32 protein-coding genes and 1 tRNA gene are annotated in these 22,841 nt (G+C 66.4%); 10 read left to right on the forward strand and 23 right to left on the reverse strand.

All coding sequences use genetic code 11. From position 1 onward, the window contains the following. Nucleotides 1-114 precede the first annotated feature (114 nt). The gene (locus AC2W7M_RS00910) at nt 115-1,407 is read left to right on the forward strand and encodes a glycosyltransferase (protein ID WP_486129400.1); all 1,293 of its coding nucleotides are present in this window, start codon (nt 115-117) and stop codon (nt 1,405-1,407) included. A gap of 96 nt (nt 1,408-1,503) precedes the next feature. On the opposite strand, the gene AC2W7M_RS00915 is transcribed toward AC2W7M_RS00910, so the two are convergent. The 3 genes from AC2W7M_RS00915 to AC2W7M_RS00925 all read right to left on the reverse strand — a co-directional run bounded on the left by AC2W7M_RS00915 (nt 1,504) and on the right by AC2W7M_RS00925 (nt 3,481). Then, nucleotides 1,504-2,052, reverse strand: a complete 549-nt coding sequence (locus AC2W7M_RS00915; RefSeq protein WP_486129401.1) for a DUF2059 domain-containing protein — start codon at nt 2,050-2,052, stop codon at nt 1,504-1,506. Between the two features lie 102 nt (nt 2,053-2,154). Beyond that, the gene (gene rpiA, locus AC2W7M_RS00920) at nt 2,155-2,862 is read right to left on the reverse strand and encodes a ribose-5-phosphate isomerase RpiA (protein ID WP_486129402.1); all 708 of its coding nucleotides are present in this window, start codon (nt 2,860-2,862) and stop codon (nt 2,155-2,157) included. 172 nt (nt 2,863-3,034) lie between these two features. Further along, nucleotides 3,035-3,481, reverse strand: coding sequence for a hypothetical protein (locus tag AC2W7M_RS00925; protein ID WP_486129403.1), 447 nt, complete (start codon nt 3,479-3,481; stop codon nt 3,035-3,037). A 160-nt stretch (nt 3,482-3,641) separates the two neighbouring features. On the opposite strand from AC2W7M_RS00925, the gene gph reads away from it, so the two are divergent. The 3 genes from gph to AC2W7M_RS00940 all read left to right on the forward strand — a co-directional run bounded on the left by gph (nt 3,642) and on the right by AC2W7M_RS00940 (nt 4,850). After that, nucleotides 3,642-4,325 (forward strand): phosphoglycolate phosphatase, encoded by a 684-nt coding sequence (gene gph, locus AC2W7M_RS00930; protein ID WP_486129404.1) that lies wholly within the window; start codon nt 3,642-3,644, stop codon nt 4,323-4,325. A gap of 126 nt (nt 4,326-4,451) precedes the next feature. Continuing rightward, nucleotides 4,452-4,526 (forward strand) — tRNA-Val (locus tag AC2W7M_RS00935). Between the two features lie 81 nt (nt 4,527-4,607). Further along, on the forward strand, nt 4,608-4,850 hold the full coding sequence (locus AC2W7M_RS00940; protein WP_486129405.1) for a hypothetical protein: 243 nt from the start codon (nt 4,608-4,610) through the stop codon (nt 4,848-4,850). A 68-nt stretch (nt 4,851-4,918) separates the two neighbouring features. Here the strand turns inward: AC2W7M_RS00940 and AC2W7M_RS00945 are convergent, their stop codons facing one another. From AC2W7M_RS00945 to AC2W7M_RS00960, 4 genes are read right to left on the reverse strand one after another with little or no spacing between them, the layout of a single operon-like run. After that, the gene (locus AC2W7M_RS00945; protein ID WP_486129406.1) at nt 4,919-5,215 is read right to left on the reverse strand and encodes a hypothetical protein; all 297 of its coding nucleotides are present in this window, start codon (nt 5,213-5,215) and stop codon (nt 4,919-4,921) included. Continuing rightward, nucleotides 5,212-5,505 carry a hypothetical protein gene (locus AC2W7M_RS00950; RefSeq protein WP_486129407.1) on the reverse strand — a complete coding sequence of 98 codons (294 nt, stop codon included), beginning with the start codon at nt 5,503-5,505 and terminating at the stop codon, nt 5,212-5,214. The genes AC2W7M_RS00945 and AC2W7M_RS00950 overlap by 4 nt, the downstream gene beginning before the upstream one ends. Continuing rightward, the gene (locus AC2W7M_RS00955) at nt 5,505-6,350 is read right to left on the reverse strand and encodes an ORF6N domain-containing protein (protein WP_486129408.1); all 846 of its coding nucleotides are present in this window, start codon (nt 6,348-6,350) and stop codon (nt 5,505-5,507) included. The genes AC2W7M_RS00950 and AC2W7M_RS00955 overlap by 1 nt, the downstream gene beginning before the upstream one ends. Before the next feature lie 2 nt (nt 6,351-6,352). Next, the gene (locus AC2W7M_RS00960; RefSeq protein WP_486129409.1) at nt 6,353-6,598 is read right to left on the reverse strand and encodes an Arc family DNA-binding protein; all 246 of its coding nucleotides are present in this window, start codon (nt 6,596-6,598) and stop codon (nt 6,353-6,355) included. 64 nt (nt 6,599-6,662) lie between these two features. Between AC2W7M_RS00960 and AC2W7M_RS00965 the strand changes: the two genes are divergently transcribed. Both AC2W7M_RS00965 and AC2W7M_RS00970 read left to right on the forward strand, forming a co-directional pair. Next, entirely contained in the window at nt 6,663-6,977 is a 315-nt protein-coding gene (locus AC2W7M_RS00965; RefSeq protein ID WP_486129484.1) for an Arc family DNA-binding protein, read from the forward strand. A 300-nt stretch (nt 6,978-7,277) separates the two neighbouring features. Next, on the forward strand, nt 7,278-7,610 hold the full coding sequence (locus tag AC2W7M_RS00970; RefSeq protein ID WP_486129410.1) for a helix-turn-helix domain-containing protein: 333 nt from the start codon (nt 7,278-7,280) through the stop codon (nt 7,608-7,610). Between the two features lie 611 nt (nt 7,611-8,221). Here the strand turns inward: AC2W7M_RS00970 and AC2W7M_RS00975 are convergent. Continuing rightward, nucleotides 8,222-8,956: a DUF6551 family protein gene (locus AC2W7M_RS00975; RefSeq protein ID WP_486129411.1), complete on the reverse strand. Its 735-nt coding sequence runs from the start codon at nt 8,954-8,956 to the stop codon at nt 8,222-8,224. Between the two features lie 329 nt (nt 8,957-9,285). On the opposite strand from AC2W7M_RS00975, the gene AC2W7M_RS00980 reads away from it, so the two are divergent. Next, entirely contained in the window at nt 9,286-10,230 is a 945-nt protein-coding gene (locus AC2W7M_RS00980) for a diguanylate cyclase domain-containing protein (RefSeq protein WP_486129412.1), read from the forward strand. Between the two features lie 804 nt (nt 10,231-11,034). Here AC2W7M_RS00980 and AC2W7M_RS00985 read toward each other — a convergent pair. The 11 genes from AC2W7M_RS00985 to AC2W7M_RS01035 all read right to left on the reverse strand — a co-directional run bounded on the left by AC2W7M_RS00985 (nt 11,035) and on the right by AC2W7M_RS01035 (nt 17,482). Beyond that, entirely contained in the window at nt 11,035-11,472 is a 438-nt protein-coding gene (locus AC2W7M_RS00985; protein ID WP_486129413.1) for a Panacea domain-containing protein, read from the reverse strand. A gap of 32 nt (nt 11,473-11,504) precedes the next feature. Further along, on the reverse strand, nt 11,505-11,744 hold the full coding sequence (locus tag AC2W7M_RS00990; protein WP_486129414.1) for a hypothetical protein: 240 nt from the start codon (nt 11,742-11,744) through the stop codon (nt 11,505-11,507). 70 nt (nt 11,745-11,814) lie between these two features. Continuing rightward, complete coding sequence (locus AC2W7M_RS00995; RefSeq protein WP_486129415.1) at nt 11,815-12,186, reverse strand: hypothetical protein; 372 nt, start codon at nt 12,184-12,186, stop codon at nt 11,815-11,817. 99 nt (nt 12,187-12,285) lie between these two features. After that, complete coding sequence (locus tag AC2W7M_RS01000; RefSeq protein ID WP_486129416.1) at nt 12,286-12,681, reverse strand: hypothetical protein; 396 nt, start codon at nt 12,679-12,681, stop codon at nt 12,286-12,288. Then, a complete protein-coding gene (locus AC2W7M_RS01005) occupies nt 12,678-13,544 on the reverse strand; it encodes a glycoside hydrolase family 108 protein (RefSeq protein WP_486129417.1) in 867 nt (288 codons plus the stop codon). Before AC2W7M_RS01005 ends, AC2W7M_RS01000 begins: the two co-directional genes overlap by 4 nt. A gap of 49 nt (nt 13,545-13,593) precedes the next feature. Then, nucleotides 13,594-13,887 (reverse strand): hypothetical protein, encoded by a 294-nt coding sequence (locus AC2W7M_RS01010; protein WP_486129418.1) that lies wholly within the window; start codon nt 13,885-13,887, stop codon nt 13,594-13,596. 1 nt (nt 13,888) lies between these two features. Then, on the reverse strand, nt 13,889-14,662 hold the full coding sequence (locus tag AC2W7M_RS01015; protein WP_486129419.1) for a hypothetical protein: 774 nt from the start codon (nt 14,660-14,662) through the stop codon (nt 13,889-13,891). Beyond that, nucleotides 14,662-14,838 carry a hypothetical protein gene (locus AC2W7M_RS01020; RefSeq protein ID WP_486129420.1) on the reverse strand — a complete coding sequence of 59 codons (177 nt, stop codon included), beginning with the start codon at nt 14,836-14,838 and terminating at the stop codon, nt 14,662-14,664. The genes AC2W7M_RS01015 and AC2W7M_RS01020 overlap by 1 nt, the downstream gene beginning before the upstream one ends. Next, nucleotides 14,774-16,165, reverse strand: coding sequence for a hypothetical protein (locus tag AC2W7M_RS01025; RefSeq protein WP_486129421.1), 1,392 nt, complete (start codon nt 16,163-16,165; stop codon nt 14,774-14,776). The genes AC2W7M_RS01020 and AC2W7M_RS01025 overlap by 65 nt, the downstream gene beginning before the upstream one ends. After that, on the reverse strand, nt 16,162-16,503 hold the full coding sequence (locus AC2W7M_RS01030) for a hypothetical protein (protein WP_486129422.1): 342 nt from the start codon (nt 16,501-16,503) through the stop codon (nt 16,162-16,164). The genes AC2W7M_RS01025 and AC2W7M_RS01030 overlap by 4 nt, the downstream gene beginning before the upstream one ends. 7 nt (nt 16,504-16,510) lie before the next feature. Beyond that, complete coding sequence (locus AC2W7M_RS01035) at nt 16,511-17,482, reverse strand: phage tail protein (protein WP_486129423.1); 972 nt, start codon at nt 17,480-17,482, stop codon at nt 16,511-16,513. On the opposite strand from AC2W7M_RS01035, the gene AC2W7M_RS01040 reads away from it, so the two are divergent. From AC2W7M_RS01040 to AC2W7M_RS01050, 3 genes are all read left to right on the forward strand, one after another. Continuing rightward, nucleotides 17,481-17,684, forward strand: a complete 204-nt coding sequence (locus AC2W7M_RS01040) for a hypothetical protein (RefSeq protein ID WP_486129424.1) — start codon at nt 17,481-17,483, stop codon at nt 17,682-17,684. The two genes, AC2W7M_RS01035 and AC2W7M_RS01040, sit on opposite strands and share 2 nt — an antisense overlap. Nucleotides 17,685-17,724: 40 nt before the next feature. Then, nucleotides 17,725-18,039 (forward strand): hypothetical protein, encoded by a 315-nt coding sequence (locus AC2W7M_RS01045; protein WP_486129425.1) that lies wholly within the window; start codon nt 17,725-17,727, stop codon nt 18,037-18,039. A 73-nt stretch (nt 18,040-18,112) separates the two neighbouring features. Next, entirely contained in the window at nt 18,113-18,376 is a 264-nt protein-coding gene (locus AC2W7M_RS01050; protein WP_486129426.1) for a hypothetical protein, read from the forward strand. A gap of 35 nt (nt 18,377-18,411) precedes the next feature. Here the strand turns inward: AC2W7M_RS01050 and AC2W7M_RS01055 are convergent, their stop codons facing one another. The 4 genes from AC2W7M_RS01055 to AC2W7M_RS01070 all read right to left on the reverse strand — a co-directional run bounded on the left by AC2W7M_RS01055 (nt 18,412) and on the right by AC2W7M_RS01070 (nt 22,841). Beyond that, nucleotides 18,412-20,799: a hypothetical protein gene (locus tag AC2W7M_RS01055; RefSeq protein WP_486129427.1), complete on the reverse strand. Its 2,388-nt coding sequence runs from the start codon at nt 20,797-20,799 to the stop codon at nt 18,412-18,414. A gap of 111 nt (nt 20,800-20,910) precedes the next feature. Next, on the reverse strand, nt 20,911-21,366 hold the full coding sequence (locus tag AC2W7M_RS01060; protein WP_486129428.1) for a hypothetical protein: 456 nt from the start codon (nt 21,364-21,366) through the stop codon (nt 20,911-20,913). After that, nucleotides 21,366-22,547 carry a hypothetical protein gene (locus tag AC2W7M_RS01065; protein WP_486129429.1) on the reverse strand — a complete coding sequence of 394 codons (1,182 nt, stop codon included), beginning with the start codon at nt 22,545-22,547 and terminating at the stop codon, nt 21,366-21,368. Before AC2W7M_RS01065 ends, AC2W7M_RS01060 begins: the two co-directional genes overlap by 1 nt. Nucleotides 22,548-22,550: 3 nt before the next feature. Further along, nucleotides 22,551-22,841, reverse strand: coding sequence for a hypothetical protein (locus tag AC2W7M_RS01070; RefSeq protein WP_486129430.1), 291 nt, complete (start codon nt 22,839-22,841; stop codon nt 22,551-22,553).

Below are 22,841 nucleotides of genomic sequence, written 5' to 3' on the forward strand. Positions count from 1 at the left end.
GCCCAGCCGGCAGGCGGCCGACCGCCTCGTCAGCGTGCTCGACCGGCCCGCGGCGCGCGACCCGGGACGCGGTGGCCATTGACTCCGCGCTACCTTCGCGGATAGCCCGGCCTGATGCTGCTCTATACCGACGCGGAGCGCCGGGACGCCGCGGGCGCGCCGATCGAGGGCGTGTTCAAGCCCGCCTTCAACCGGCATCTGCTGGAATGCTGCCCCTATTTCGGCGCGCTCACCGTGGTGCGGGGCGCGCGGGCGCGGCAGGTGGGGCTGCGCACGGACTTCGCGGGCGCCGCGCCGTACGACTTCCTGCTGCGCTATCTGGACGGGCTCGACGCGGAGGCGGTGCGGCATCTGCCGCGCATCGCCTATGGCGGCCCGGACCTTCCGGCCGGCTTTGCCGACGCCGAGACCGGCGCGCGCGCCGCCGCCGCTTTGTCGGAACACCTCTCCTTGCCGGTGGAGACCATCGAAGGCGGGCGCTTCCTGCGGCCGCTGTTCCCGGTGCCCGAAGCGCGGCCTCTGGTCTCGATCGTCGTGCCGACGCGCGACCGGGCGGAGCTGCTGGGCATGACCCTGCGCACCCTGATCGCGCAGACGCACTACCGCAATTTCGAGATCGTCATTGTCGACAACGGCTCGGTCCAGCCGGAAACGTTCGCCTTGTTCGACGAGGTGAAGGGCCTGTGGCCGGCGACGCAGATCGTGCGCGACAGCGGCAACTTCAACTTCTCGCGCATCTGCAACACTGGCGTCGCCGCGACCTCGGGCGCGCTCATCCTGCTGCTCAACAACGACATCGAGGTGATCGACGGCGCCTGGCTCGACGAGATGGTGGCGCTGATCGCGCGCCGCGACCACGGGGTCGATACCGGCGTGGTGGGGGCAAAGCTGCTCTATCCGGACCGCACCATCCAGCACGGCGGCGTCATCGTCGGCCTGTTCGACTATGCCTCGCACTGGTTCGCCGCCTGCCAGCCGGAAGCCGAGGGCCAGGAAGGCCGCCTCCTGGTGCGCCAGGATCTGAGCGCCGTCACCGGCGCCTGCCTTCTGATCCGCCGCGACGTGTGGGACGAGGTGGGCGGGCTCGACCCCGAGCGCTTCCCCGAGGACTGCAACGACATCGATCTGTGCATGCGCGTGCGCCGCGCCGGCTACAATGTGGTGTGGACGCCGCACGCGCTGATGATCCACCACGAATCGGCCTCGCGCGGGCGCCACCGCACCGCCGAGCACCGGGCGCGCCTGCGCCAGCAGCACGCGCATTTCGAAGCGCTATGGGCCTCGCACGTGTTCGTGGACCCGCACTACAATCCCAACCTCAGCCGGGTGAACCTGTTCGCATCGGTGGGCAAGGCGCCGGAGGGCCCGCGCACGGCGCGCGGCCCGGAGGTGCGCGGCGCCCGCTGACGCCGCAGGTGACGCCGCCGGCGCGATCCGGCGCGCAAAAGCGCGCAAAGACACAGGCAAACCCGGCGCGCAAAAGCGCGCCGGGGCGGCGGCGGCTCAGAGGTCGTAGCCGCGCTTCTTCATCTCGGCGCGCACACGCTCCAGCACCTCGGCATTGACCTTGGCGCCCCACACCTGGATGCCCTGCACGGTCTGCTGGACGATGGCGGGGCGGTCGGTGACCAGCTTCTTGCCGGTGGCGGTCTTGTAGAAGGCCAGCGCCTCCTTCAGCTCAGCCTCGGTAAAGCGCGTCGCGTAGGCGGCGGCGAGGATCTGCACCACCTCGCTTTGGCGCTTCTCGAACTCGGTCCGGAGCGTCTGGGCCACCTCCGACAGCGGCTTGGCGAGATCGGGATTGGTGGGCACGAAGGAGCGGGCGGCACCGTTGACGATCTCGGAGATCACGCCCTCGAAGGCGCGCGCCTCGCCGTTCGCCACCACCAGCTCCCGCGCCACGGCGATCAAAGCGGGGGACGGCTGCGCCGCCGCCTGCTGGGCGCTGGCGCTCCCCGCCTGGAACAGCGGCAGGCCGATCGGCGCCGCCGTCAATGCGAGGGCCGCCAGGAAGCCGAAGCCGGCGCGGCGGGCAAAAGTCAGTTCGCGCATGGAAATCTCCGCAATAGATGTGTCGCGCTCCGGAAGCGGGACCGGCCGGTGGATCGTCCGACCGGTGGGCGCCTCCAATGATTGAACCGGGCCGCGCCCCGCTCAGAAGCTGGTGCGGTCGAGCACCACGATGCCGTCCGTGCCGGCCAGCACGGCGCGGGTCGCGAGCCCGAGGAACAGCCCGTGCTCCACCACGCCGGGAACCTGCGCGATCGCCTGGGCGAGCAGCGCCGGATCGCCGATGCGGCCGAGATGGGCGTCGATGATGAGGTGCCCCTGATCGGTGACGAAAGCATGTCCATCACCGTCCCGGCGCAGCACCAGCGCGCCGGCGCATCCGGCCTCTTGGATGGCGTCGGCGAGGCTGCGCTCGATGCTGGCGACGCCGAAATCCACCACCTCCACCGGCAGCGGGAAGCGGCCGAGCGCAGCCACCTTCTTCGAGGCGTCGGCGATCACCACCATCTCGCGCGCGGCGCGGGCGACGATCTTCTCGCGCAGCAGCGCGCCGCCGCCGCCCTTCACCAAAGCAAGCCCCGGCCCCACTTCGTCGGCGCCATCGATGCACAGATCGAGCGCGCCCGCCTCGTCGAGGGTGGCGATCGGCACGCCGAGGTCCACGGCCTGCTGGAGCGTCTGCTCGGAGGTGGGCACGCCGAGCACGTTGAGGCCCTCGCGCACCCGCTCGGCCAGAAGATCGACGAAATGGCGCGCGGTGGAGCCGGTGCCGAGGCCGAGGCGCATGCCGTCGGTCACGAATTCGAGGGCGCGGGCGGCGGCGCGGCGCTTCAGGTCTTCGGCGGGGGCCATGGACGCTTCCGTTCTGGTTCGGTGGGCGCCGCACGCCGGGCCGGCTGGCCCGGCGGTGGCACCGGTCCTCGGCTCTAGCCTCGATCGCAGGCGCGGACAAGGGACGCGACGCCCCATCCGTGCATTTGCCCGCATTGCGCGCGCCCGCTAGCGCGAGCGCCGTCCGCGGCCGTCACTTGGCCGGCGGCGTGCAGAGCAGGATGGGATCGGTCTTGCCGCTGGCCTGGGGCGCGTCGCGCACGTAGCAGATGCTCATCTCGCCGGTGTCGCGGTTGACGCGGAAGATGCCGGTCTCGCCCGCGAAGCGGGTGGGCACGAGGTCGTAATTGCCGTCCGCCTGCGCCCCGGCACCGTCGCCCTGGGCGAAGCAGCGGGTGATGCCGGCGAAGCTGCCGGCCGGGCGCTCGAACTGGCACACCGACATCTCGCCGGTCTTGCGGTTGACGCCATAGACCCGGTTGGCCTCCGCCGACGGCGGCGAGGCGAAGCTGTAGCCGGCGGGCGCCTGGGCCGCCGCGGGCCCGGCCAGCGCCGCGCCCAGCATCAGGACGCCGAGCGCGCCTGCCCCCACCCGTCCGGTCCGCCCGAAGCCCCAAGCCGCGTCAAGACCCATCCGCATCGCCAAGCCTCCTCGTTCACGCGCGAAAGGCGAACGCCCCGCCGCGCGGCTGCGCCGCCGGGCCGCAGGACGCTGGCGCCAAAAAGCGGCAGGATTTAAGGCAAGGGCGGCGACGACACGCCCCGAGTGACCAGAGCCCCAGGAAGCCCAAGGACGCCCGATGCCTGAAACGCCCGTGATCGCCTTCGACCTCGACGGAACGCTGGTCGACACCGCGCCCGATCTGCTGGACACGCTCGACGTGGTGCTCGCCGCCCACAGGATCCCCAAGGTGGACCGCGCCGCCGCCCGCAACATGATCGGCGGCGGCGCGCGCATGCTGATCCGCCGGGCGCTGGCGAGCGAGGGCATCGCCCTGCCGGCGGAGGAGGTCGAGGCGCTGAACGCCCAGTTCCTCGCTTATTATGCCGACCACATCGCCGACGGCTCGCGGCCCTTTCCCGGCCTCCTGGAGGCGCTGGACCGCCTCGAAGCGCGCGGCGCGCGGCTCGCGGTGTGCACCAACAAGCTGGAATATCTCGCCCGGCTGCTACTGGACCGGCTGGACCTGACGGGGCGCTTCGCCGTCATCACCGGCGCCGACACCTATGCCAAGCCGAAGCCCGACCCGCTGCCGCTGCTCTCCACCATCGCCGCCGCCGGCGGCAGCGCCGGGCACGCCGTCATGGTGGGCGACAGCATCACCGACGTCAGCACCGCCCGCGCCGCCGGCGTGCCGGCCATCGCGGTCTCCTTCGGCTACACCGAGACCCCGGCCCATGGGCTGGGCGCCGACCGGCTGATCGACCATTTCGACCAGCTGGAGGCCGCTGTGCTCGCCCTGCTGGCGCGCGAGACGGCGTGAACCGGCGCGGGGCGGGACACCGGGCGCAGCCCTCTGCGCACCGGCCCATGGGGCTGGGGAAACCGGAGGCCGCCCCTTGACAGTCGGGGGCCTCCCGCCCTACATCGCCCGTCTCGCGACTGGTGCGGGCGATTAGCTCAGCGGGAGAGCACTCCCTTCACACGGGAGGGGTCACAGGTTCAATCCCTGTATCGCCCACCATTTTTCAAGCACTTAGCGACTGCCCTAAAAATCAGGCCCAAGAAACAGCCCAAGAAATGCGGGTTATGGGAGGACCGAGCTATGGCTGAAGTCAGGGATATCGCTTTGGGCGAGACGCCTCCCCAAGATGCTGACTGGGTTCTGGTGGAGCAAACGCCGGGTGGCAAGTTCACCGCGAACGGGTCCGCGGCACATCGCACCGGGGCGACGTTTTTCAACCCGTCGTCGTTTGATACCGAAATAGCAGCACTCGACGCCGCCCTCTCATGGGCGAACGAGAATGACGTACCTGTGGTCTACGTGCGCGGCCGCTCACGATCATGAGAGGACCGGAGCTCTCACAATATGGGGCCCACGTTCAGCGGGCCCCTTAGTTTAGCAGCAATAGCCCGTCAGGCGCCGTAACCCAGGCCCGCCAGCAGGTCTTGCTTAAGCTTTCCGGCCTTCTGCCAGGACTGCGATACCGCATAGTGCAGGCGCTCCAGCTGTCCGGGGTCGATCCGGAAGCAGTGCTCCTCACCCTGGTGGTGTTCGGGCTTGTCGCCCTCCATCCGGCCTTCGAACATGTTCGTCAGCAAGTCCCATACGACGCCAGCCGAGTTCTCCACGTCATAAAACGAGCTTTCGAGATCTCGGATCCGATCCAGCATCGCCTCGGCCGAGGAAGCGTTCTTGCGGGGCGGGCTCATGCTGCACCGCCTGCCAGGTGCCGCTTGATGGCCCGGGCGAGGCGCTCGCGGGCGTACCGCTCCGCCCGCTTGGCCTTCTCCAGAGCCTCGAAGGGCTTCTTGGTGGCGACCATCATGCGCGTCCAATCCAGGGTGTCGCGTTCGACATGCTCGATGTCGTGCTTCCCCTTCCAGGCGTTGTAGGCGGTCTTCAGCTCATGCTGAGCCTCCTTGCGGCGCCCCTCGGCCTCGTGCGCCTTGATGGCCATGTCCGCGACGGTGAGGGCGGACGTGATGTTGGGGATGTCCATCAGGCCCTCCCGTCCAGGAAGCTGCGGAGCGTGTCCACAATGGACAGCGGCCAGCGCACCTGCTGGTACATGCCCATGTTGTTGCTGTAGGCGCCGGCATCCAGCGTCCCGCCGGCCTGCTTGCCCTTCTCGGTCAGCGCCCACCGCGCCTTCCCCTTGTGGGTCGGCTCCATCATCTGGAGCCCCAGCTGCTGCAGATGCAGGTTCACCGTCTGGGCGGAGATACCGCCGAGCCGCCGCCCGACCTCGGTAGCGTTCAGCAGGATGTCGTCGGTGGTGTCGCTCAGCCGGGGGATGCCGAGGGCCTCCAGGTGGTCGAAGCCCGTGAGGCGGGCCGTGGCGAGGTTCGCCGCGATCAGGGCACGGGAGCCGTCAAAGCCGGCCATCTTCATGAGCTTGAGGTTGTGGGCCATGGTCAGGCGCACTTCCTTCGCGGTCGCGTCCCCCGCCGGCGGCGGCAGAGCGGTGCCGGACTTCACCATGAAGTAGGTGTCCTCCAGCTTCGAGAACACCTCCCACGCCGTCGGGCTCTCCAGGAGCTTCGCGTGGCGCAGCGCGCCGGCTTCCGTCCAGAGGATCAGGTGCGCAGCCTTCGGAGCGACCAACTCGCTGTCGGATAGCTGGTCCTTGAAGCCCTTCAACTCGCGGCCGGTGAGCTTGAAGAAGTGCGTGCCTTCCTCGAACCGCTCGCCGTTTCTCGCGTGACCCTGCTGGATGCGGATAGGCTCAACGCCGTAGGCCTTCGCGAGCTGCTCCGTCGTCATGACGGGCTTGCCGCGGAACATGATGCGCGGGCCGGGGCCTTCCCCATCGCCGCCGTTTCCGGTATTAACGAGACCGTTCATCGTCACACCTCGTGATCGTTGGATTGAGGGCGGCGACGGGGTTCGTTTCCTAGGCGCTTCCCGTCGCCGACCCTGCTCTCAGCCCCGATGGGGCCCACCATCCGATCCATCCGTTCCCGAATGCACCGGAGCACTTCGCTGTTGAGCGAGGCGCCGTTGCGCTTCGCCTGATCCTGGAGCCACGCCACTATTGTGCCTGGAGCCCGGAACTTGATCTGCTTGTCTGTTCGCACCTCTCGATCCTTCACTCTCCGTTAACCGTAACCACGGTGGTCCATTGTCGTCAAGACCACGGTGGTCCATACTTCCTACATGGCACGCGAAGATCCCCAACTGAAGCTTAGGCTCCCCGCCGATCTAAAGCAGCGCATAAGCGAAGCTGCTGAGGCTAATAATCGGTCTTTGAACGCAGAGATTCTGAGCGCGCTGGAGCGAGTGTTTCCCCCACCTCCAGAACCAGACCTTATTCTAAGCAAGCTCGATTGGGCCCTATCTTTGCTCAAGAAAAACCCTAAACATAAGGAAATGTGGGTTTATCTTAATCATAGCGCCAAAGAACTTGCTTCTCTTATTGAGTCGGCGCCCGCGACTGAGTCAAAGACCCGCAAACTCAATTTGGGGGATTAGCCCGAGCCCGGCTTTCCCCGGCGACGGCCTCCAGGCCTTTCTTGATCAGAAACCGGATCGTCTCAGATCGGCTCGCGTGGCGCGAGGCGAACCGCACGTCGTCGATCTGATCGATTTCCGATGTGGTGAAAGGCGCGGTGAGCAACTTTGTGTCGCCGCTCCCGTTCGGGACGCTTCTGCGACGCGGCACTATGATTCCTCCTTGCTAACCGTTAACGATAATCACGATATCCGTTGGCGAGGAATGTCGTCAACGATTAATGACGAGCTTCACAACGAAAATCGTCAACGGAGGCTTCATTGATATCCGCAGCCCAATCGAAAGCCGCGAGGGCATTGCTGGATTGGTCTCAGACTGATTTGGCCACCGCCTGCGGGCTTGGTGAAAGCACCATTAGAGACTTTGAGAAGGGTAGGCGCACACCCAGCCGCGAAACGCTTGCGGCAATCGAGGGCGCATTCCAAGATCATGGCGTTATATTCGTTACCAACGGAGAAAAATCAGACTTCGGAGGCGAAGGGGTTCGTTTCGCCATTGCCGATACTAAAGATCAAGATAATTTTCAGCTACTCGTTGCGACAGAATCTCTTAATGCCATGAAACTGGAAATAATTAATTTCGAAAAAAATTAAAAATTCGTTTTCGGAAGACGGTGAAGAATTTTCAAAAAGAGTGGCAATGATTAGAGTTTCTTCTAGCTTGAAGAGCGCTTATCAGGATTTGAAGCGAGAATACAATTCTCTCTACAAAACAATTCATGGCGTCGATCTATCGGACGATGACGACGACTTTCCATTCTAGAGGAATAGGGGCGGCAGCCGGGATGCCAACTCGGGGAGAGCTTGGCGTCAGTTGAAGCATCGCTAACCGAATGCGCTGCACAAATGGACACATATCTTCGCGTCAGATCAAGGCGTGTCCCGGGTCCTATCATGACACCACGAGCAACCAACTGAAATTATTGGTAATTCCCACGCCGCTCTATCTTTCAGATTTGGCGGTCGATGCCGCATCGCAATAGCATTAGGCGCAAGCCGTTGGAATCCAGTCGTTTTTTCTGATCGGTCTTCAAAACACAAAAACCCCGCCCTCCCACAGGAAGGCGGGGGCCGCAACGGGTTCCGACTTCGCCTTTATGCCGCAGCTCGCCGCTTCGCCTGAAGCTTGCTCGCCAAGTGCTTCGAGATCCGCTCCACAAGGTCGTGCTGGACCGAAGCCGCCAGGACGAAGTTCCGGCCTGTCATCACCTCTTCCCAGGCCTGGCGAAATCAAAGTCGTCCATCGCCTCGAGCAGGGCAGAGCCGGCATCCCTCCATTGGACATGCTCGGCCAGCACTTGGCAGAGGGACTCGACGATGGTGGCGCGGACCCACCCCTTGTTGCCGTCGCCGGTCTGGGTGATGCACTGGAGCGCTGAAATAAGCGTCTCGCGGCCGTACGTCTCCAGGCAGCGCCGGAGCGCACCGACGGCTTGTGTCTCGCCCTTTCTCGTTCTCGCCATGCAGAGGTTGCGGCGGGTGACGAAGACCTCAGCTGCAGCGCAGACGTTGGCGAGCTCTCGGGCCTGCGGGTCGCCGGCGGTCAGCCGAGCATGAAAGAGCTGCTGGGGCGTCGTCTTGGTGACGTGCCCGTTCACGGCTGCGAAAGCCTCGGCCTGCTTAGCTCGATCGGCCTGAACGACCTGGCACGGCACGCTTTCGATGTTCCGGAGCATCGCCGCCGTGGTGCGATGCTGACCATCTACGACCGCGAACTTCCCGCCTTCCACTGGCGCGACGATCACCGGCGCGAACTTGGACCAGTCGAAATTATCAGCGATCCGGCGGATATTTGAAGTTCCGCGCCGTCCGATTTCCCGCTGGTACTCCGGATCGACTACGAGCCGTTCCACCTCGATCCACTGAAGCATCGGCACGGGGCCCGGGTGAAACTCCCCCTTCGGCAAGTCGAACCCTTCTGTTGAAAGCTCCTTGAACATGGCGTCCTCCTTTTTTTGGGCACGGAAGCAGGCTCCCGGCAAACGAGGCTGTCATGCTGTGAGCGCGAGATGTCCCCGGTATCCCAGTGGGCAGTGCGGCACGCGATCTTACGAACTGCCGCCGCTCTGCGAGCCCCGGCGGCATGCGGCTGCCAAACTTGGGGCCTACCGGGCTACAAGGCGATAGCCGAACCTTGGCTTGCGATGTTGTACACCGGCTACACCGCAACTCTAGCAACACGATAGAGTAGCTCACGACTAAGCGTTCGCATTCTAACATTTTGTATGCATAATGAATTTGGGTTCAACTGACCGATCGAGAGGGTGGTATGAAAGAGTTGCTCGAGCGAGCGGCATCTGCCGGCGCACTGTCCTATGAGCATCTCCATATCCTCCTTGACGCAATGCCGGTTGCAGTGTCGTGGGCGAAGCTGCCTGGCGGGGACATCAAGTTCGTCAATCGGACCTTCAAGAAGTTATTCGGATATAATGATGGGGACTTTGCAACGGCGGATGAATGGATAGAAAGGTCCTATCCTCGCGAAGTTGATCGCGTTAAAGCGCGCGAGAGATGGGGCAGACTATGGGTTAATCATTCTGCTGATATATTGGAGATTGATGCATTTGATATTGAAGTTCTTTGTGCAGACAAGACCGTGAAAACCGTCCAACACAGGGGCATCCTGCTGCCAGCGATTGGTGTTGGAGTAGCTATTTTCGATGATGTTTCTCAGCGACGCATGATGGAGGATGCTTTGCGTCGCATCGCCTTCGAAGACACGGTAACCGGCTTACCGAACCGGCGGGCACTCCAGCATTATTGGGCTGACTGGGTCGCAACGAAAGGCGCCGCTGGAGAAGAGGCAGCTCTTTTGCTCCTTGATCTCGACGGGTTCAAGTCGATCAATGACAGGTTCGGCCACGACGCGGGTGATGCCGCGCTCAGGGAGGTGGCTTCACGAATGAGAGGCAGCGTGAACACCACCGACTTCGTCTGCCGAATCGGCGGTGACGAGTTTGTCGTCTATTTGCCCGGCCTAAGAGAGCCGCAGCAGGCTCAGCGGGCCTGCTGGCGCATCCTCTCCGAATTGAGCTTGCCCTGGTCGGCTTTGGAACCGCGCGTTGGGTTGCAGGCCAGCATAGGCATCAGCATCTTCCCCCAAGACGGATCGGACTTGCGCGATCTGCTTAAATGCGCGGACGCAGCACTCTATCGCGCGAAGGCGACGCATCGCGGCGGGTGCGAGTGGTTCCGGGTGCCGGACGCAGCCTAGCGGCGCGTTGTGGGCGACGAGCACGAGTTGCATTGCAGGCAGGGGCCGCGCCATAGTCCGTCCGTAACGTCCGCCTCCGCCCGCAGGTCACGCCCACGATGACCCCAGATAGCGCACGCGCGGCCATTGAGGATGCCCTCCGCCGTCAGATCGGCCCTCTCCCGCCCGGCACCATCACCGTGGTGCGCGACGACAGCGAGCCCGGCTACAACTGGACCATCCAGGTGCATGGCGGGGGCACAGCGCAGGCAGACGGCGCCGCGCTCACCCACCACCAAGAGATCATGGCGCGCTTCGAGGCGGTGCGGAACGCGAACCCCATTTTGGATTTTGCACAGGGTAGCGCGATAAGCCCTATCCCGAGTAATCTGTTCCGCGCCTATCCAAGCCCTGACCGGGTAGGCGGTGAGCCGGGCGTCCTCCCCCCTTACGGGGCGCCCGGCTCACTCCCGCGACGGCGATGGTTCTGCAGGTGCTTGCACCTCAACTCTTGCGGCCGGAGGCTCCTTTGTCGGCGCGTGTGCCAAGTACCGGTTCAGGCATCTGTCCAACGGAACGGCCACAGCCTCTACGCCGCACCAGGATGCCATACCAATCAGAAGTATCAGGACCAGCACAAAGACCATCAGCAGCCCGTACCAGGGGAGTAGCGTGGCAAAAAGCGCCATCGCAACAACCGCCAAGGTAGCCGCCCACAGAAATCGCTCCGTTCTTCGGGCATCGCGCTCTGCTTGTAGAGCCTCTTCCAAAGAGGCTCCGCTCTCGGCGAGGCGAGTATCCTTGGCTCCCTTTGAAAAGAGCCCATCACTCACGCGTGCGAGCCCTGAATTCGTCAAGAATGTCGTCCTGAGGAATGCCTACACCAAGCTCTCCCCCTGTGTAATTCTTCGCCCAAGCCCCGCTATTCCAATGGGTAATCGAAACAAGTTCGCCGGGGCTTTTGTCGATTAAGTCGTCACAGGTCGCGCGAAGAGACTTCTCTTCCGGGGTGCCGGAAATATCAGCCGCATCGAAGAAAATGTCCTGGATCGGGTTCGCGCCGAACATCCTCACCCGCCGATACAGATCCGGCTCAACCGGGCCGTACGCCCACGCTTCAAAGCGGCCATTAACCAACGGCTTTCCGGTCCATCCAAGATGGGCCATGTGCGCAAGATAGAGAATCTTCTGGAGCTTGAGGTTCGTGACGCGCCATCCGCCGCGCTCGCAAATATAGCGAGCGGCATCCGAAACGCTGATCATTGCCGCCTCCTGAGCGGCGCCCCACGCCACCGCTATATACATATTACCACAATCCACAGCATATTCCATGGGTGTGGATAACCGATAGTTAAGCGCCCATCACTCCCCCCGAACCCGATGAACGGCTCCGGCGCGGCATCCTCCGGCGCGCGGCGCGACTCGCACCAGTCGTCCCGCGCGGCCGCCACCAAGTCGGCCGCCATCATCAGGCCCGTGCGCTTGCGGAGAGGCACCCTCAGCACCTGGCGGCCGTCGCCATCGGCGAGCGGCACCACCAGTTCGACCGGCCGGGCGTGCGGACGATGTAGGGGCCGATGTTGGGGTGAGGCGTCGGGCCGCCGTTCATTTGGCGAGCGGCGGCAGGGGCGGCAGGGTCGGCGGTGGGCCGTCGCGCCAGATCCGCGCCCAGCGCATCAGCGCGTCGCACAGGCTCATGCCGATGAGGCCGAGCACAAAGCCTACCATCCCCTCAAACGACGCCGGACTGATCTCCGGCGAGGCGAGATAGCGCGCCGCGAAGGCCGCGCCCGCCGGCGTGCAATAGCCGGCGACGATGGTGCCCACCACGGCCGTGGAAAGGTGGCGGAGGGGAGACCCGCCGGGGCGGGTGAGCGAGCGCGCCAGACCGCCGGCGGCGCCGGCGAGCAAGTGAGCGAGCTTGACGCCGAGCACGGTGGGATCGGGCGGCAGATCGGCCATCAGCGCCACCCACACAGCTTGCGCCCAACGGCGTTGTGCGCCTTGGCCTGGCGGATGGTGTAGTCGGTGTCGCTCTTGGACCAGCGTACCGGCTTCGCCGAACGGCAGAAAACGTCAGTCCCGCCGGAACCCGTCGTCGTCGCGCAGGCGCTCAGGGTCAGAATTGCGGCGATCAGCGTCAGCGCGCGCGCGCTCCGCCTGCTGGACGGCACGATCTGCATTGGCCCGCTCCTTTTTGGCCTGTTGAGCGGCGCCCTTGCGCACGCCGATATGATGGATGGCGATGGCCGCGGCGCCGGCGAGCCAGGCCAGCGCCGGCTTGAGGCCGAGCGCGGACCAGAGCGCCACGAAGCCGGCGGCGCCGGCCGAGACGATGAGCGCAAGCCACCAGTCCCCGCCGCATAGCAGCGTCGCGACGAGGCTCACGGCCGCCGCAGCGGCCGGCAGCGCCCAGCCGAGGCCGAGCGCTGCCGCCCACTTGGCGGAGAGGAGAGCGAGGAGCGCGGTCATGCCGGCACCGCATCGTCCGGCTCGGCCGAGGTGCCGAGGTCCGGCGCCTTGAGGTCGAGCGCGTCCATGATCTCCGCCGCCTTGGCCTTCGCCCACTCGCGATAGACGAAGCCGAGGACGCCCACGAGCGCGCCGGCCACCATAAGGATCATGAGCACGGTCGCCGCGGTATCGCTCTTGTCGGCCAGCGGCGTGAGCGCATCGGTCGCCGTGGTGATGCCCGTGGTCACGACGCCGCCGGAGGTGAGCGCGTCGCCGATCGACTTCGGCGGCGGGGACTTGGCGGACGAGGCATAGGCCTTGCCGCAGGCCGTGGCCGTGGGCATGGGCAGACGCACCGATCCGGAGGCGATGGCCTGCCCCAGTTGCTTCGCCTCGGCGACGCGGCGGCCCCACCCCTTGCCGAAAACATCCCAGGTGCGCAGATTCTTGAGCATGGCGAGGCGACGCGCCTGGATATCGGCAATGACCGCGTCGTGGTCCTGCACCCGGTCCAGCGCGGCGAGGGTAGCCGGGCCGAGCACGCCGTCCGCCGCGATGCCCAGCGCCCGCTGCAGCCACTTGGTGGCCTGCGCCGGGCCGGAATTCACGGCGCCGTCGAACACCACGTAGTCGATGCCCGCCGGCAGCTTGTCGCCCTGAATCAGATCCCAGTAGCGGCAGCGGTAGATGTCCTGCAACTCGCTTTCCTCAAGCTGCCGCACGTCGCGCGTGGGCAGTCCCTTGGACCGGCGGTAGTCGTCATAGACCCGCTTAATGACGCCCTTCATGGTGGGGCCGCCGGGGTCGCGCGGATGGTTGAAGTAGCCCCCCTCGTGCACCAGGACAGCCGCCAGCGACGGCGCGAAATTGCTCGCGACCATAGGTCACCTCTCAGATTGTCAGGAGTGGGCCGCGCTCAGGCGGCAGGGGTCACTCTTCGACGAACGGCGGGTGAACGACGCTGTCATGAACCACGGCGTTCGGGCGCATCGCGGCGCCGCCGGCCGGTTCGTCCCAATCCGGTCGGTACTCGCACATGGTGCACCAGGGCTGGCCATAGGCGTCCAACTGGGTCAGCACGGCAGGGCCGTGGAACGGCCGCCACGACTCGGGGTCGCTCGTGCCTGCGCCCGCGTTTTCGTTCGCCCACGCCGAATAGGCGTCGCGCTCGGCCTCACCCTCGGAGGTGGCGGGCCAGATCAGGACTCGTTGGGGACCGGACATGTCAATACCTCTCCTGTAGGAGCGTGAGGAGCGCCGCGGCCTCTCCGGAGGAGAGTGGGTTGGTGACGAGGACGCAGGACACGGAGCCCTGCCAAAACAGCGCCGACAGAGCCAATTGCGCGAACATGGCGGTCCGCGCGAGCGAGGTGGACGGGACGCGGGCTGCGCTCACCGGCGTGTCGCCGTCCACCGATAGCAGCGCATCGGTCCCGGTCGCCTGCAGCCTCATGACGTGATAGCCGCTGAGGTCCGTCGTCGTTTCGGTGATGGGAACGCCAGCGCTGCCGGTGCCGACCACGCCACGGGCGCGGTTCACGCCACTCGCCACAGTCCGGTAGACGCTGCGCGCCTCATTGGAGTTGCTGGCCGTGGCGCCGTAGGAGAACAGGCGCCGGTCGGTGACATCGGCCGCGAGAGCCGTCTGGTTTGCGAGCGTCCAGATTTCGCAGGGGCTGGCTCCGCCGGGGTATGGCGAGCTTTCCGCGGACAGGTAATCGTCGATGCCGTCCGCCGTGACGCCGGGGCCGCCGGCAAACGAGTTCGCGCTGTAGATCGGTCGGGTCGTCGCCCCGCCCGGCGTCAGAGACAGCCCCGAGATCAGGTCGGCCCACGCGGTCACAGCCGAGCCGGAGAGCGTGAGCGACGCGCGGTTGGTCGCGTCGAACTGGCCCAACAGCTTCGCCGCGAGCAGGGCCTGGACCTGTTTCCAGGGAGGGTCGGCACCACCCGCCAGAGGCCCGAGGCTGTGGAGCCGCCGGAGGCCGAGCTTGCGCATCAGGCCACCGCCTTCGCCGCGACCTTCTCGCCGACGGCGAGATAGAGGTCCACCGAGCCGCCGGCGGGCACCATGACCTTCGCCGAAGACGCCGCGGTCTCGGCCGTCGCATCACAATCCGGCGTCGTGCCGGTGGCGAGATAGGCGTCCGCGTCGACGGTGATGCTCGCCACCATGTCCCGGTTCTGCGCCATCGCGGTCGTGAGCGCGCTGCTGGTGGTGTCCGCGCCGCTCGTGAAGTCGAGCACGTCGGCATAGACGGCCCGGCCGAGGACGCTGGAGCCCTTCGGAGACTGGAGGGCGACGCTGTGATAGGAGACGTAAGCCTTTGCCATGACGTGATTTCCTCAGTAGCCGATTGCGCGCCAGAAAAACCGACGGCGGTGCTCGCGCCGGTGGCGCCACCGGCGGCGGTTTGGCGCAGATACCAGGAGAACGAAGACGCGTTCGGCTCGCCGTCCAGGATCGCGGCATAGGAGGTCGCCGCGCCGCTGGAGCCGATGATCTCGAAAAAGACGCCGGCGCACGCGTTTGGAAAGGCCGCCGCGAAGTTGACCGTGCCGCTCGACGCCCCGGCCGCCACCTTGCCCCCTTTTCGATCACCCCGCTGGGTTCGGTCTTGGTCCATGTGGCCGCCTTCGTCGCCGGGCTTTTAGCAACGATCGCCTGCGCGGTCCGCTGCGGCGTCATGAGCTTGTCGGTCGCGGTTCCGGCCTCGGCCGTCGACTGGTCCGCGATCGCGGCGCTGGCCAACTTGGCGAAGGTCAGGATGCTGTCGGCCACCAGCGCGGCGTCGTCGATGGTGGCTTTGGTGGCCAGCGCGGCGAGGCCAAGCGCAGTCCGCTGGGCGGCCGCATCAGCGGCCTCCAGCAACGCGCGGCCAGCGACCGTCGAATTGCCGGTGTGCAAGGCGCCCGCCCCGGCCCCCGGCCCGCATTGCGTCAAATCGATGTGGAATCCGCGCGCGTCGCCGCCAACCTCATAGATGCGCAAGTACGGACCTGATGTGTCGATGACGACGCTTCCGGCAAGCGTCGAAGCCTCGGATTTTTCGAGGAAAATCTTTCCGCCCTCGCCACCCTGCTCCTTCGCAACCGCGCCGGAGATTTCGTCCACCACCCCGTCATCGTTGGCGTCGTAGGTAACCTTGAACATGTCGCCCACGAGGCCGGCGGCGTAGATGTCGTCCGCCAGCGCCTCCAGGTCGATCGCCGCGGCCACCGACAGCACGAAGGCGGCGAACGTCACCCGGCGCATGGCCTCCGCCTGATCGCCGAGCGCTTCCAGATAGACCGGCACATGCGTGCGGTCCGGATCGTCGACGCTCGGGTCAGAGGCGAGCGCGCCCCAGTCGTTCGCGACGGTGTAGGCGCCGGCCGCCTTGGTCACGGCGATGCCCTGCGCGCCCCACACCTGCGCCGGGAAGCGGGCCACCACCCGGCCCTTGATCGCGGTGCGGTCCTGCTGGCCGACGGCGACCTTGATGTTCGGGAAGCTGGTCATCGCGCCACCACCCCATCCACCACCGGCACGACGCCGAAGAAGAGCTGCTCGGTGACGCCCTCGATGGTCACGGTCCCGCCCACGCGATAGGTGCCGGGGCAAAGCCCGATCATCTCGTCTCGCGTGAAGGTCCATTCCGCCTTGCCAGGCGCGAGAACGACGATCTTTCCGTTGTCGGTGGTGGCGGTGAGGACCGGATTGCCGCAGTCGTCCGTCACCTGAACCACGATGTCGGCCGAAGACAGGTCGATAGCCTCGCCGCTGTCGGCGTCGGTCAGGTCGATCACGTCGGACCAGTCGGCGCGGTTCGAGACGCGCGCGAACATCACTTCGAGCATGGCCGCCTCAAATCTTGATGTACCAGGACATAAGCAAGTCCGGCTGCATGTTATTGTGGGCGCTGCCGCCGCCCTTTTCCGTCTCGCTGACGGTGATCACCGGCGTCACCTCGGAAGTTTCCTTGGTGCCTAGCTGATTGATAGAGTTGTAGAGGCCGGCCCCGGCCGCAACGTCGGTGGCGTTGCTGCCGTTCACGGTGTGCTTGTGCGGCGCCTGCGTCGCCGAGACATCGTGCTTGTGCGCGGGGATCTGCGCGAGCGTCAGGGTGTGCTCGCCGGCGCCACCGCTGGAGCCGAGCACGTTCACGCCGCCGCCAGAACTGGTGATCGAGGCCGCCGGGATGCGCCCTGATGCCGAGCTGCCCATACTGTCGAGGCCGACGATCGCGCGGCCGCGGCCATCCGGCAGTGCGATGGTCTTGTTGGCCGCCCAGTCCGCCGCCGCATTAGCGCCGCGCCCGCCGGACACGGCGAGGTTGGCGTCCTTCTGCCACAGGTGAAGGAACAGGGCCTCGTAGTCGTCGGACGCATAGTCCGCGCCGGACGCCGCAGGCCCCATGGTGCGGCCGTTGAGAAGCAGCCATCCGTCATGAAAGCCGGTGTCGTAACGCCCTTTCACGTCGCCGGTCTGGAACAACGCGCGGGCGTCCACCGGCGTCACCGGGTCGCCGCCCCCGCCGCCGCCCTCAGTCGGGCCGATCACCGGGATGCCGTCCACGTCGAAGGCGAGCGTGCCGTCTTCCATCGTGAGGCGCGCCCGGTAGAAGGTGCCGTCCTCGGCCAGGAACACCGCCGGCACGCGCCCATAGGCGTCGAGCGAGATCGGGTGCGGGTGCTCGATGCCTACGGTATAGTCGCGATAGGTGACGAGCGGGGTGCTGGTGCCGCCCTCATAGAAATAGAGCTTGCCGCCCACGGCCGGGAGCCCGGTGCGCGGGTCGAGCTGCTGCTGAAGCGACAGGTTGAACAAGCCGGGCATGAGGGCCTCACAGGAGGGCGCAATGGCGAGCTATCCCGTCCCTGAAGAACTGGAGCGCGCGCTGGACAGGTGGATGGAGCAGTTGCGGGAGCCGCCACCGGACCGCGCTACGGCGCTGGTGTGGGCGCTCCAGGACTTCTTGATGGGTCAGGGCGTCGTGCCCTACGACGAAGAGCCGGAGGGGGACTCCACCGAAGGTTGAGGCGGTGCTACGGTCCAGCCCTCAACCTGGGGAGGGTGGGATGGACGACGCCGAGCGGATCAAGAAGCTCGAAGATCAATTCTGGCGGCTGACGGGGCGCCTCAACGTCGTCGAGCAACTATTGAGAACGCAGATCTTCGACCATGCGAACTCGACCCAGGACAACCCGTTCCAGTGGATCCAGGCATATGTCGCGATGGTTGGCCGGGCGTTGAAAAACCCCACCATCGACATCCCTGCCGAGGACGCTGCTCAGCGAGCTTTTGAAGAAACGAAGCTGGCTATGGAAGAATTCCTAGAGCGCCTCATCATCGAATCTTCAACTCTCAGAGGCGCACCCAGAAACGAGGGATAGAAAACGGCTCGTTCGACCAACGCCGGACGGAAATAACCCAAGGCCCGATCTTGATGCACATGAGCGTTCTCCTATGAAATGGATCGTTGCGGCAACGCTGGTTTCCGGGATCGCGCTTCCTACGCAATTGTTCGCATATGCAAGCAATTGCAAGGACGCGATTGACCAATACAATTCAGCCGTCAGCGAAATTGATTTCACACTTAGGCGATACGTCAACTGCGTGAGTGGCAGTAACGGCAATGATGATTGCAGTTCCGAATTTCGGCGCCTGCGGAATGCTCAGGATGACTTCGAAACCGCCGTGTTCGACATCAGCACCTACTGCCGCCGGTAGCACTAGATCCGGGTCGGTATGGCGCGCTCGGGCGGTCAATCGTCCCCATCGCCTGCGGCTACAGCGGCGCGCGTGTAGACCCGCGCAAGGCTGATGGCCTGTCCCTTCGTCGGCTCGCCCGACACCTTCGCCAGCAGCGCCCGAGCGCGTTCGGGATTGAGCATCGCGTCCTTCACGATGTCGTCCACGCTCGCGAGCCCGGCCTGTCGCATCGCCTCGATGACGCGGCCATAGTGCGCACCGGCACCACCCCCCATCGCGCCACCAAACACGCCGCCCACAGCCCCGCCCGCCGCCGCTCCCATGGATGCGAGAGCGCCTGGAGACAGGATTCGGGACAGCCAGCTTTGCGCGCTGCTGGCCTTGGCGACGCCCAGGGCGTCCTGCACGCTGTTCGATCCGCCGGGCAGCTTCACGGCCATGATGGATCGATTGGACCGCTTCAGGTCCGCCGCGATGGCATGCAGCACCATGATTTCCGGCCCGGACAGCACATGCTTCAGTGCGGGCACCGACTGCCGCATGAACTGCTGGAAGGCATCCGAGCGCATCATGTCCACATTGGACGTGGCGCCCTCCATGTTGCCGACGAAGCGCAGGCTGATGTAGTCCGCGACCGCCTTGCGCAGGCCCTCCCGTGCCTCGGGGTTGCCGGCCGTCTCACGGGCCAGGCGCGCCATCTGCTGCACCTGGTCTTGCCGGCTGAAGATGCCGCCGATGGTGCGCGTTACGTCGGCCGGGTCGTCCAGATTAAGCAGGCGAGCCACGGCGCCCTTCTGGAAGCTGTCGATCTGCTCCTTCCGGAATGCCGCGAGGCGCGCGAGGGTCTCCGACGCCTTCACCGGATCGGCGAGCATGGCGTTCACATCGGGGATGGCCCTGAGCGCATCGGCGTGCACCTGGCGCCAGCGCTGCACCTTGGCGGGGTCCAAGGTCCCGTCCGGCAGCATCGCGTCCCGGCGCAGGGTGGAGATGGCGTAGGCGCGGACCTGAGCCATGGAGCCGGGATGGGCGGCTTTCAGGTTCTGCATGGCCTCGAAGCCGCGCGGGCCCGGGCGGAAGAACCGGCTGGGCACGACGCCGGCCGGAAGGGCGAAATTGTCGGAGGCGCTGCCCCGCATGACCTCGCCCACCGGGCCTTCGTCATAGGTGCGGGCACGCTGCTGCGTCGCCTGCGAAGCCTCACTCAGTCGGCCGGCGGCTCCGTCGTCGAAATTGGGCTGGAGGTCGTCGGGGAAGAGGCCAGAGCCCTGTACTCTTTCACCGCGCGGATCTTGGCCAGATCGCCCTCGGCCCTGCCAGTTTGCTCCAGATGCTGGAGAAAAAGAGGTCGATCCTGCGGAGGCATTTCCAAAAGAGCCTTCTGCAGTGCTCTGCCCCAACGCAGTTTCTGAGGGTCGCTGTTCACGCCACGTTTCCGTCCACTTCCGGATATTTGCGGCGATGGTGTCCTCTTCGGACATCGCGCCGGCCTGCACCGCCCGCTCTTCCATCGCCGCCTTGGCCGCCACCGCGCCCTCAATATCGGCCTCGATGGCGCCGCGCAGCTGCGACAACCTCCCATATACACGGGTCTTGCCGTGCCGGTCGAGTTCCTCGCGCATCGCTTCGGAGACGCGGCTGCGCAGTGCAGCCATCTCCCGGAACTGGACCACTTCGGGATACTGGAGCGCGACGACGATGGAGCCGCGCTCCTCCCCCGCCAATGGGGCGGCGGACTTCTCCAGGCCCCGGACGATGTCGCGCGCCGCCTGCCGCGTGCCAGAGGCGTTGAGGTTCAGGCTGCCATCAGGATCGACCGCGTCCCACAGAGCGTCTTCCCGCGCCTTCACGGCCTGGCGTGCCTCGGCCACCTGCTGGCGGATGCGCAGGCCATAGCTCTCGGGCGTACCCGTCCCGCCGAGCCTGTCGGCCGTGGACTGGGCGGCCTTCATGGCGTCGTCGACCGTCTGGCCAAGCGACTGGTCCAGGTTGGACAGGTTCTGGCGCAGTGCCTGCACCACCTGTTCCGGCGCACCCCTGGGCTGGATCTGCTCCATGGCGCCCACGCGGGCCGTGTTCTGTTCGGCACGGCGCTGCATGAACTCGGCCGGATTCTGCGCGGCGCTGGCGCGTTCCAGGCCGCCGAGGCCCATATCCCCGGTCGCCTGGAAGGTCGTCGGCTTAGAGCCTGGCACGATCTCGTTCGGCCGCTCCAGGGCATCCCGGACGGCATAGGGATCGCTTGCCGCCTGATGCAGCCGTTCACCGGCCGCGCGCTCCTGCGCCGTCGGGTCGGAGAGGCGGAAGTCCCGCCACGCCTGAGGCAGGCCGGCAACGCCGCGCCCCGCCGCTACCGCGCCGACGCCGACACCGGCGCCCGCCATGCCGCCCACGGTCTCGGCGAGAGGCTTCCACGGTTCCGGGACGACCTGCCCCGCCATGTCGGCCGCCGACCCCCGCCGCGGCGCCCACGCCGGCATTCACCGCCACATCGCCCGCCGACGCCGAGCGGCCGAAGAGCCGCCCGAGCATACCCATGGCGCCCTCGCCGATCACACCTGCTCGGCCGAGCGCACCCAGTGCCGCTTCCGGAGCGAGCATGCCACCCCGCGCCCCGTGCCGGCCGCGCGCGCCAGCTTCTCTTGGGTGCTGGTGGCCTGCACCTTCGCCGGATCGTTCACGCCCACGGCCTCGCCGGTGCGCGCCAGCCACCGGCTGGAGCCGGGAAGGTCGGTCCGCGCCTGGGGCAGCTCGGCGCCGGTGGCGGCGTTGATGCCCTGCACCGCCTTGTTCGTGATCCAGGTGGCGGCATCCACCGGTGCTCCCAGCGTCGAATAGATGGCATCGTTCGCGCCGGCCGTGAGGTTGCTCCACAGGCCGGACGGGGCCGGCGCCGAGGGCTCCTGAGATGGAGCATCCGGGAACTGCGCCCACGGGTCGTTCTGAGGCACGGCAGGCTGAGGCGCGGCAGGCGCGTCGGGAAAGCGCGCCCAGGGATCTTCGGCCATCACGGCACCACCTTCTCGCGGCCATCAGGCGTGATGAAGCGCGTTCCACGGGGCAGGCGCGCGGCCTCCTCCGGGCTCGAAACCCGAACCGGCGCGCCCTGCACGCCCGGCCGCGCACGATCCTCGTTCTTGTCGGACCCGGGCGTCGGCGTCGGAGGCACGTAGTTCTGCGCATTCGCCATGGTGCTGTTCGGATCGCGTGCGACCTGCTCCAGCTTCGCCAGCCCATCCTTGATCGCGCTCCGGAACTCCTCAAGCGCCGCTTTGAAATCGGCCGGGTTCTGCGCCGTATTGAGGCGCGCAAGGGCTGCCTCCGCCTTCCTGCTTTCGAAGTCCGTGATCGCACCGCCACCCTTGAGCGCCTGACGCGCCTGGAGGAAGGCACCTCCGGATAGCTGGTCAATGCGGGACTGCACCCGGGCCGCCTCTGCCGAGACGTTCGGCAGGCGGGACATGAGCGGGCCGAGCATATTCGGCAGGTACGGGTCTTGGGCGAGGTCCGTGATCTGCTGGTCCATCAGCGCGACATTGCCCCGCTGGGCCGGAAGCTGCGCAGCCGCTTCGCCCTGCGCCGTCCCCTGCGCCTTCGCCGCCGCGGCGGCCTGCACGTTTTTCGGGATCGTCTGCGTGACCTGCCGGGTGACGGGATCCGTGAACACGAAATGGGTGCCGGTGTCGCTGACGATCGGCTTCCCCGAGAGGGTGACGCCGGGTGGCATCTGCGCCGCGCGCATGACGCCATCGGAACCGAGCTGGAGCGCGATGGGGTTGTTGTCCTTGTCCACCCCGTAGATCGGGTTCATGCCGAACTTGGGCTGATCCCCCTTGCCGGCGCTCTGCCGCGCGATGTCGATCTTCTGGCGCTGGAAATCGTCCTGGATCTTGTCCCGACCCCGCTGGTAGGCGCGCTCCTCCGCCTGCTGCCCGAGGCCCTGATAGACGCGCGCACCCTCCAGATCGCCGGCGCCGAGAAGACGCTGCGCATAGGTCGGGTTCACCGAGCCGTCGGGCAGGTACAGGTTCTCGGCCGCGAGGCTCTTGCGTGCGTCCAGCACGTCGCTCTGCCGGCGCTGGGCCCGCCCGTCGTCATAGGCGCCCATCAGCCGGTCAGCGTAGCTCGCGATCTGCTGGCCCTGGTTGACCTGCACCGGGATATGAAAGTTCGGAACCTCCCAGGCCATCGATCACACTCCCAAGCCCATGAGGCGACTGATGGCCGCGCTCCAGTCCATCGAGCCCGGCGCCTGCGCGTCGGGGAAGAACGTGCCGAGCGGCGAGCCGGGCCGGAACATGGGCGTCGGCGCGGTGCCGGCGGTCGCCGCCGTGTTGCCTGCCATGTCGGTGCTGCTGGCCGCCACCGGCCGGCCCTGTGGCTGCTGTCCACCGCCCGGCGCGCCGATCTTGCCGAACGCCTGCTGGATCACCTGCGCGTGGTCGCTGGAGCCGGTCGAGAACTTCGGAACGTCCCACGCCAT

Source organism: Xanthobacter sp. BG11Y11_SDJG, from assembly GCF_057364445.1.

Coding starts and splice junctions, on each gene's coding strand:
- AC2W7M_RS01030 (WP_486129422.1), bottom strand. CDS start 16,503: ATGCTCGAAGTGATGTTCGCGCGCGTCTCGAACCGCGCCGACTGGTCC.
- AC2W7M_RS00940 (WP_486129405.1), top strand. CDS start 4,608: ATGGCTGAAGTCAGGGATATCGCTTTGGGCGAGACGCCTCCCCAAGAT.
- AC2W7M_RS01055 (WP_486129427.1), bottom strand. CDS start 20,799: ATGGCGGGGCAGGTCGTCCCGGAACCGTGGAAGCCTCTCGCCGAGACC.
- AC2W7M_RS01040 (WP_486129424.1), top strand. CDS start 17,481: ATGAGGGCCTCACAGGAGGGCGCAATGGCGAGCTATCCCGTCCCTGAA.
- AC2W7M_RS00915 (WP_486129401.1), bottom strand. CDS start 2,052: ATGCGCGAACTGACTTTTGCCCGCCGCGCCGGCTTCGGCTTCCTGGCG.
- gph (WP_486129404.1), top strand. CDS start 3,642: ATGCCTGAAACGCCCGTGATCGCCTTCGACCTCGACGGAACGCTGGTC.
- AC2W7M_RS00910 (WP_486129400.1), top strand. CDS start 115: ATGCTGCTCTATACCGACGCGGAGCGCCGGGACGCCGCGGGCGCGCCG.
- AC2W7M_RS01010 (WP_486129418.1), bottom strand. CDS start 13,887: ATGTCCGGTCCCCAACGAGTCCTGATCTGGCCCGCCACCTCCGAGGGT.
- AC2W7M_RS00945 (WP_486129406.1), bottom strand. CDS start 5,215: ATGAGCCCGCCCCGCAAGAACGCTTCCTCGGCCGAGGCGATGCTGGAT.
- AC2W7M_RS00925 (WP_486129403.1), bottom strand. CDS start 3,481: ATGCGGATGGGTCTTGACGCGGCTTGGGGCTTCGGGCGGACCGGACGG.
- AC2W7M_RS01005 (WP_486129417.1), bottom strand. CDS start 13,544: ATGGTCGCGAGCAATTTCGCGCCGTCGCTGGCGGCTGTCCTGGTGCAC.
- AC2W7M_RS01070 (WP_486129430.1), bottom strand. CDS start 22,841: ATGGCGTGGGACGTTCCGAAGTTCTCGACCGGCTCCAGCGACCACGCG.
- AC2W7M_RS00980 (WP_486129412.1), top strand. CDS start 9,286: ATGAAAGAGTTGCTCGAGCGAGCGGCATCTGCCGGCGCACTGTCCTAT.
- AC2W7M_RS01015 (WP_486129419.1), bottom strand. CDS start 14,662: ATGCGCAAGCTCGGCCTCCGGCGGCTCCACAGCCTCGGGCCTCTGGCG.
- rpiA (WP_486129402.1), bottom strand. CDS start 2,862: ATGGCCCCCGCCGAAGACCTGAAGCGCCGCGCCGCCGCCCGCGCCCTC.
- AC2W7M_RS01035 (WP_486129423.1), bottom strand. CDS start 17,482: ATGCCCGGCTTGTTCAACCTGTCGCTTCAGCAGCAGCTCGACCCGCGC.
- AC2W7M_RS01050 (WP_486129426.1), top strand. CDS start 18,113: ATGAAATGGATCGTTGCGGCAACGCTGGTTTCCGGGATCGCGCTTCCT.
- AC2W7M_RS00965 (WP_486129484.1), top strand. CDS start 6,663: ATGGCACGCGAAGATCCCCAACTGAAGCTTAGGCTCCCCGCCGATCTA.
- AC2W7M_RS01000 (WP_486129416.1), bottom strand. CDS start 12,681: ATGACCGCGCTCCTCGCTCTCCTCTCCGCCAAGTGGGCGGCAGCGCTC.
- AC2W7M_RS01060 (WP_486129428.1), bottom strand. CDS start 21,366: ATGGCCGAAGATCCCTGGGCGCGCTTTCCCGACGCGCCTGCCGCGCCT.
- AC2W7M_RS00985 (WP_486129413.1), bottom strand. CDS start 11,472: ATGATCAGCGTTTCGGATGCCGCTCGCTATATTTGCGAGCGCGGCGGA.
- AC2W7M_RS00975 (WP_486129411.1), bottom strand. CDS start 8,956: ATGTTCAAGGAGCTTTCAACAGAAGGGTTCGACTTGCCGAAGGGGGAG.
- AC2W7M_RS00955 (WP_486129408.1), bottom strand. CDS start 6,350: ATGAACGGTCTCGTTAATACCGGAAACGGCGGCGATGGGGAAGGCCCC.
- AC2W7M_RS01045 (WP_486129425.1), top strand. CDS start 17,725: ATGGACGACGCCGAGCGGATCAAGAAGCTCGAAGATCAATTCTGGCGG.
- AC2W7M_RS01020 (WP_486129420.1), bottom strand. CDS start 14,838: ATGGTGGCGAGCATCACCGTCGACGCGGACGCCTATCTCGCCACCGGC.
- AC2W7M_RS01025 (WP_486129421.1), bottom strand. CDS start 16,165: ATGACCAGCTTCCCGAACATCAAGGTCGCCGTCGGCCAGCAGGACCGC.
- AC2W7M_RS01065 (WP_486129429.1), bottom strand. CDS start 22,547: ATGGCCTGGGAGGTTCCGAACTTTCATATCCCGGTGCAGGTCAACCAG.
- AC2W7M_RS00950 (WP_486129407.1), bottom strand. CDS start 5,505: ATGGACATCCCCAACATCACGTCCGCCCTCACCGTCGCGGACATGGCC.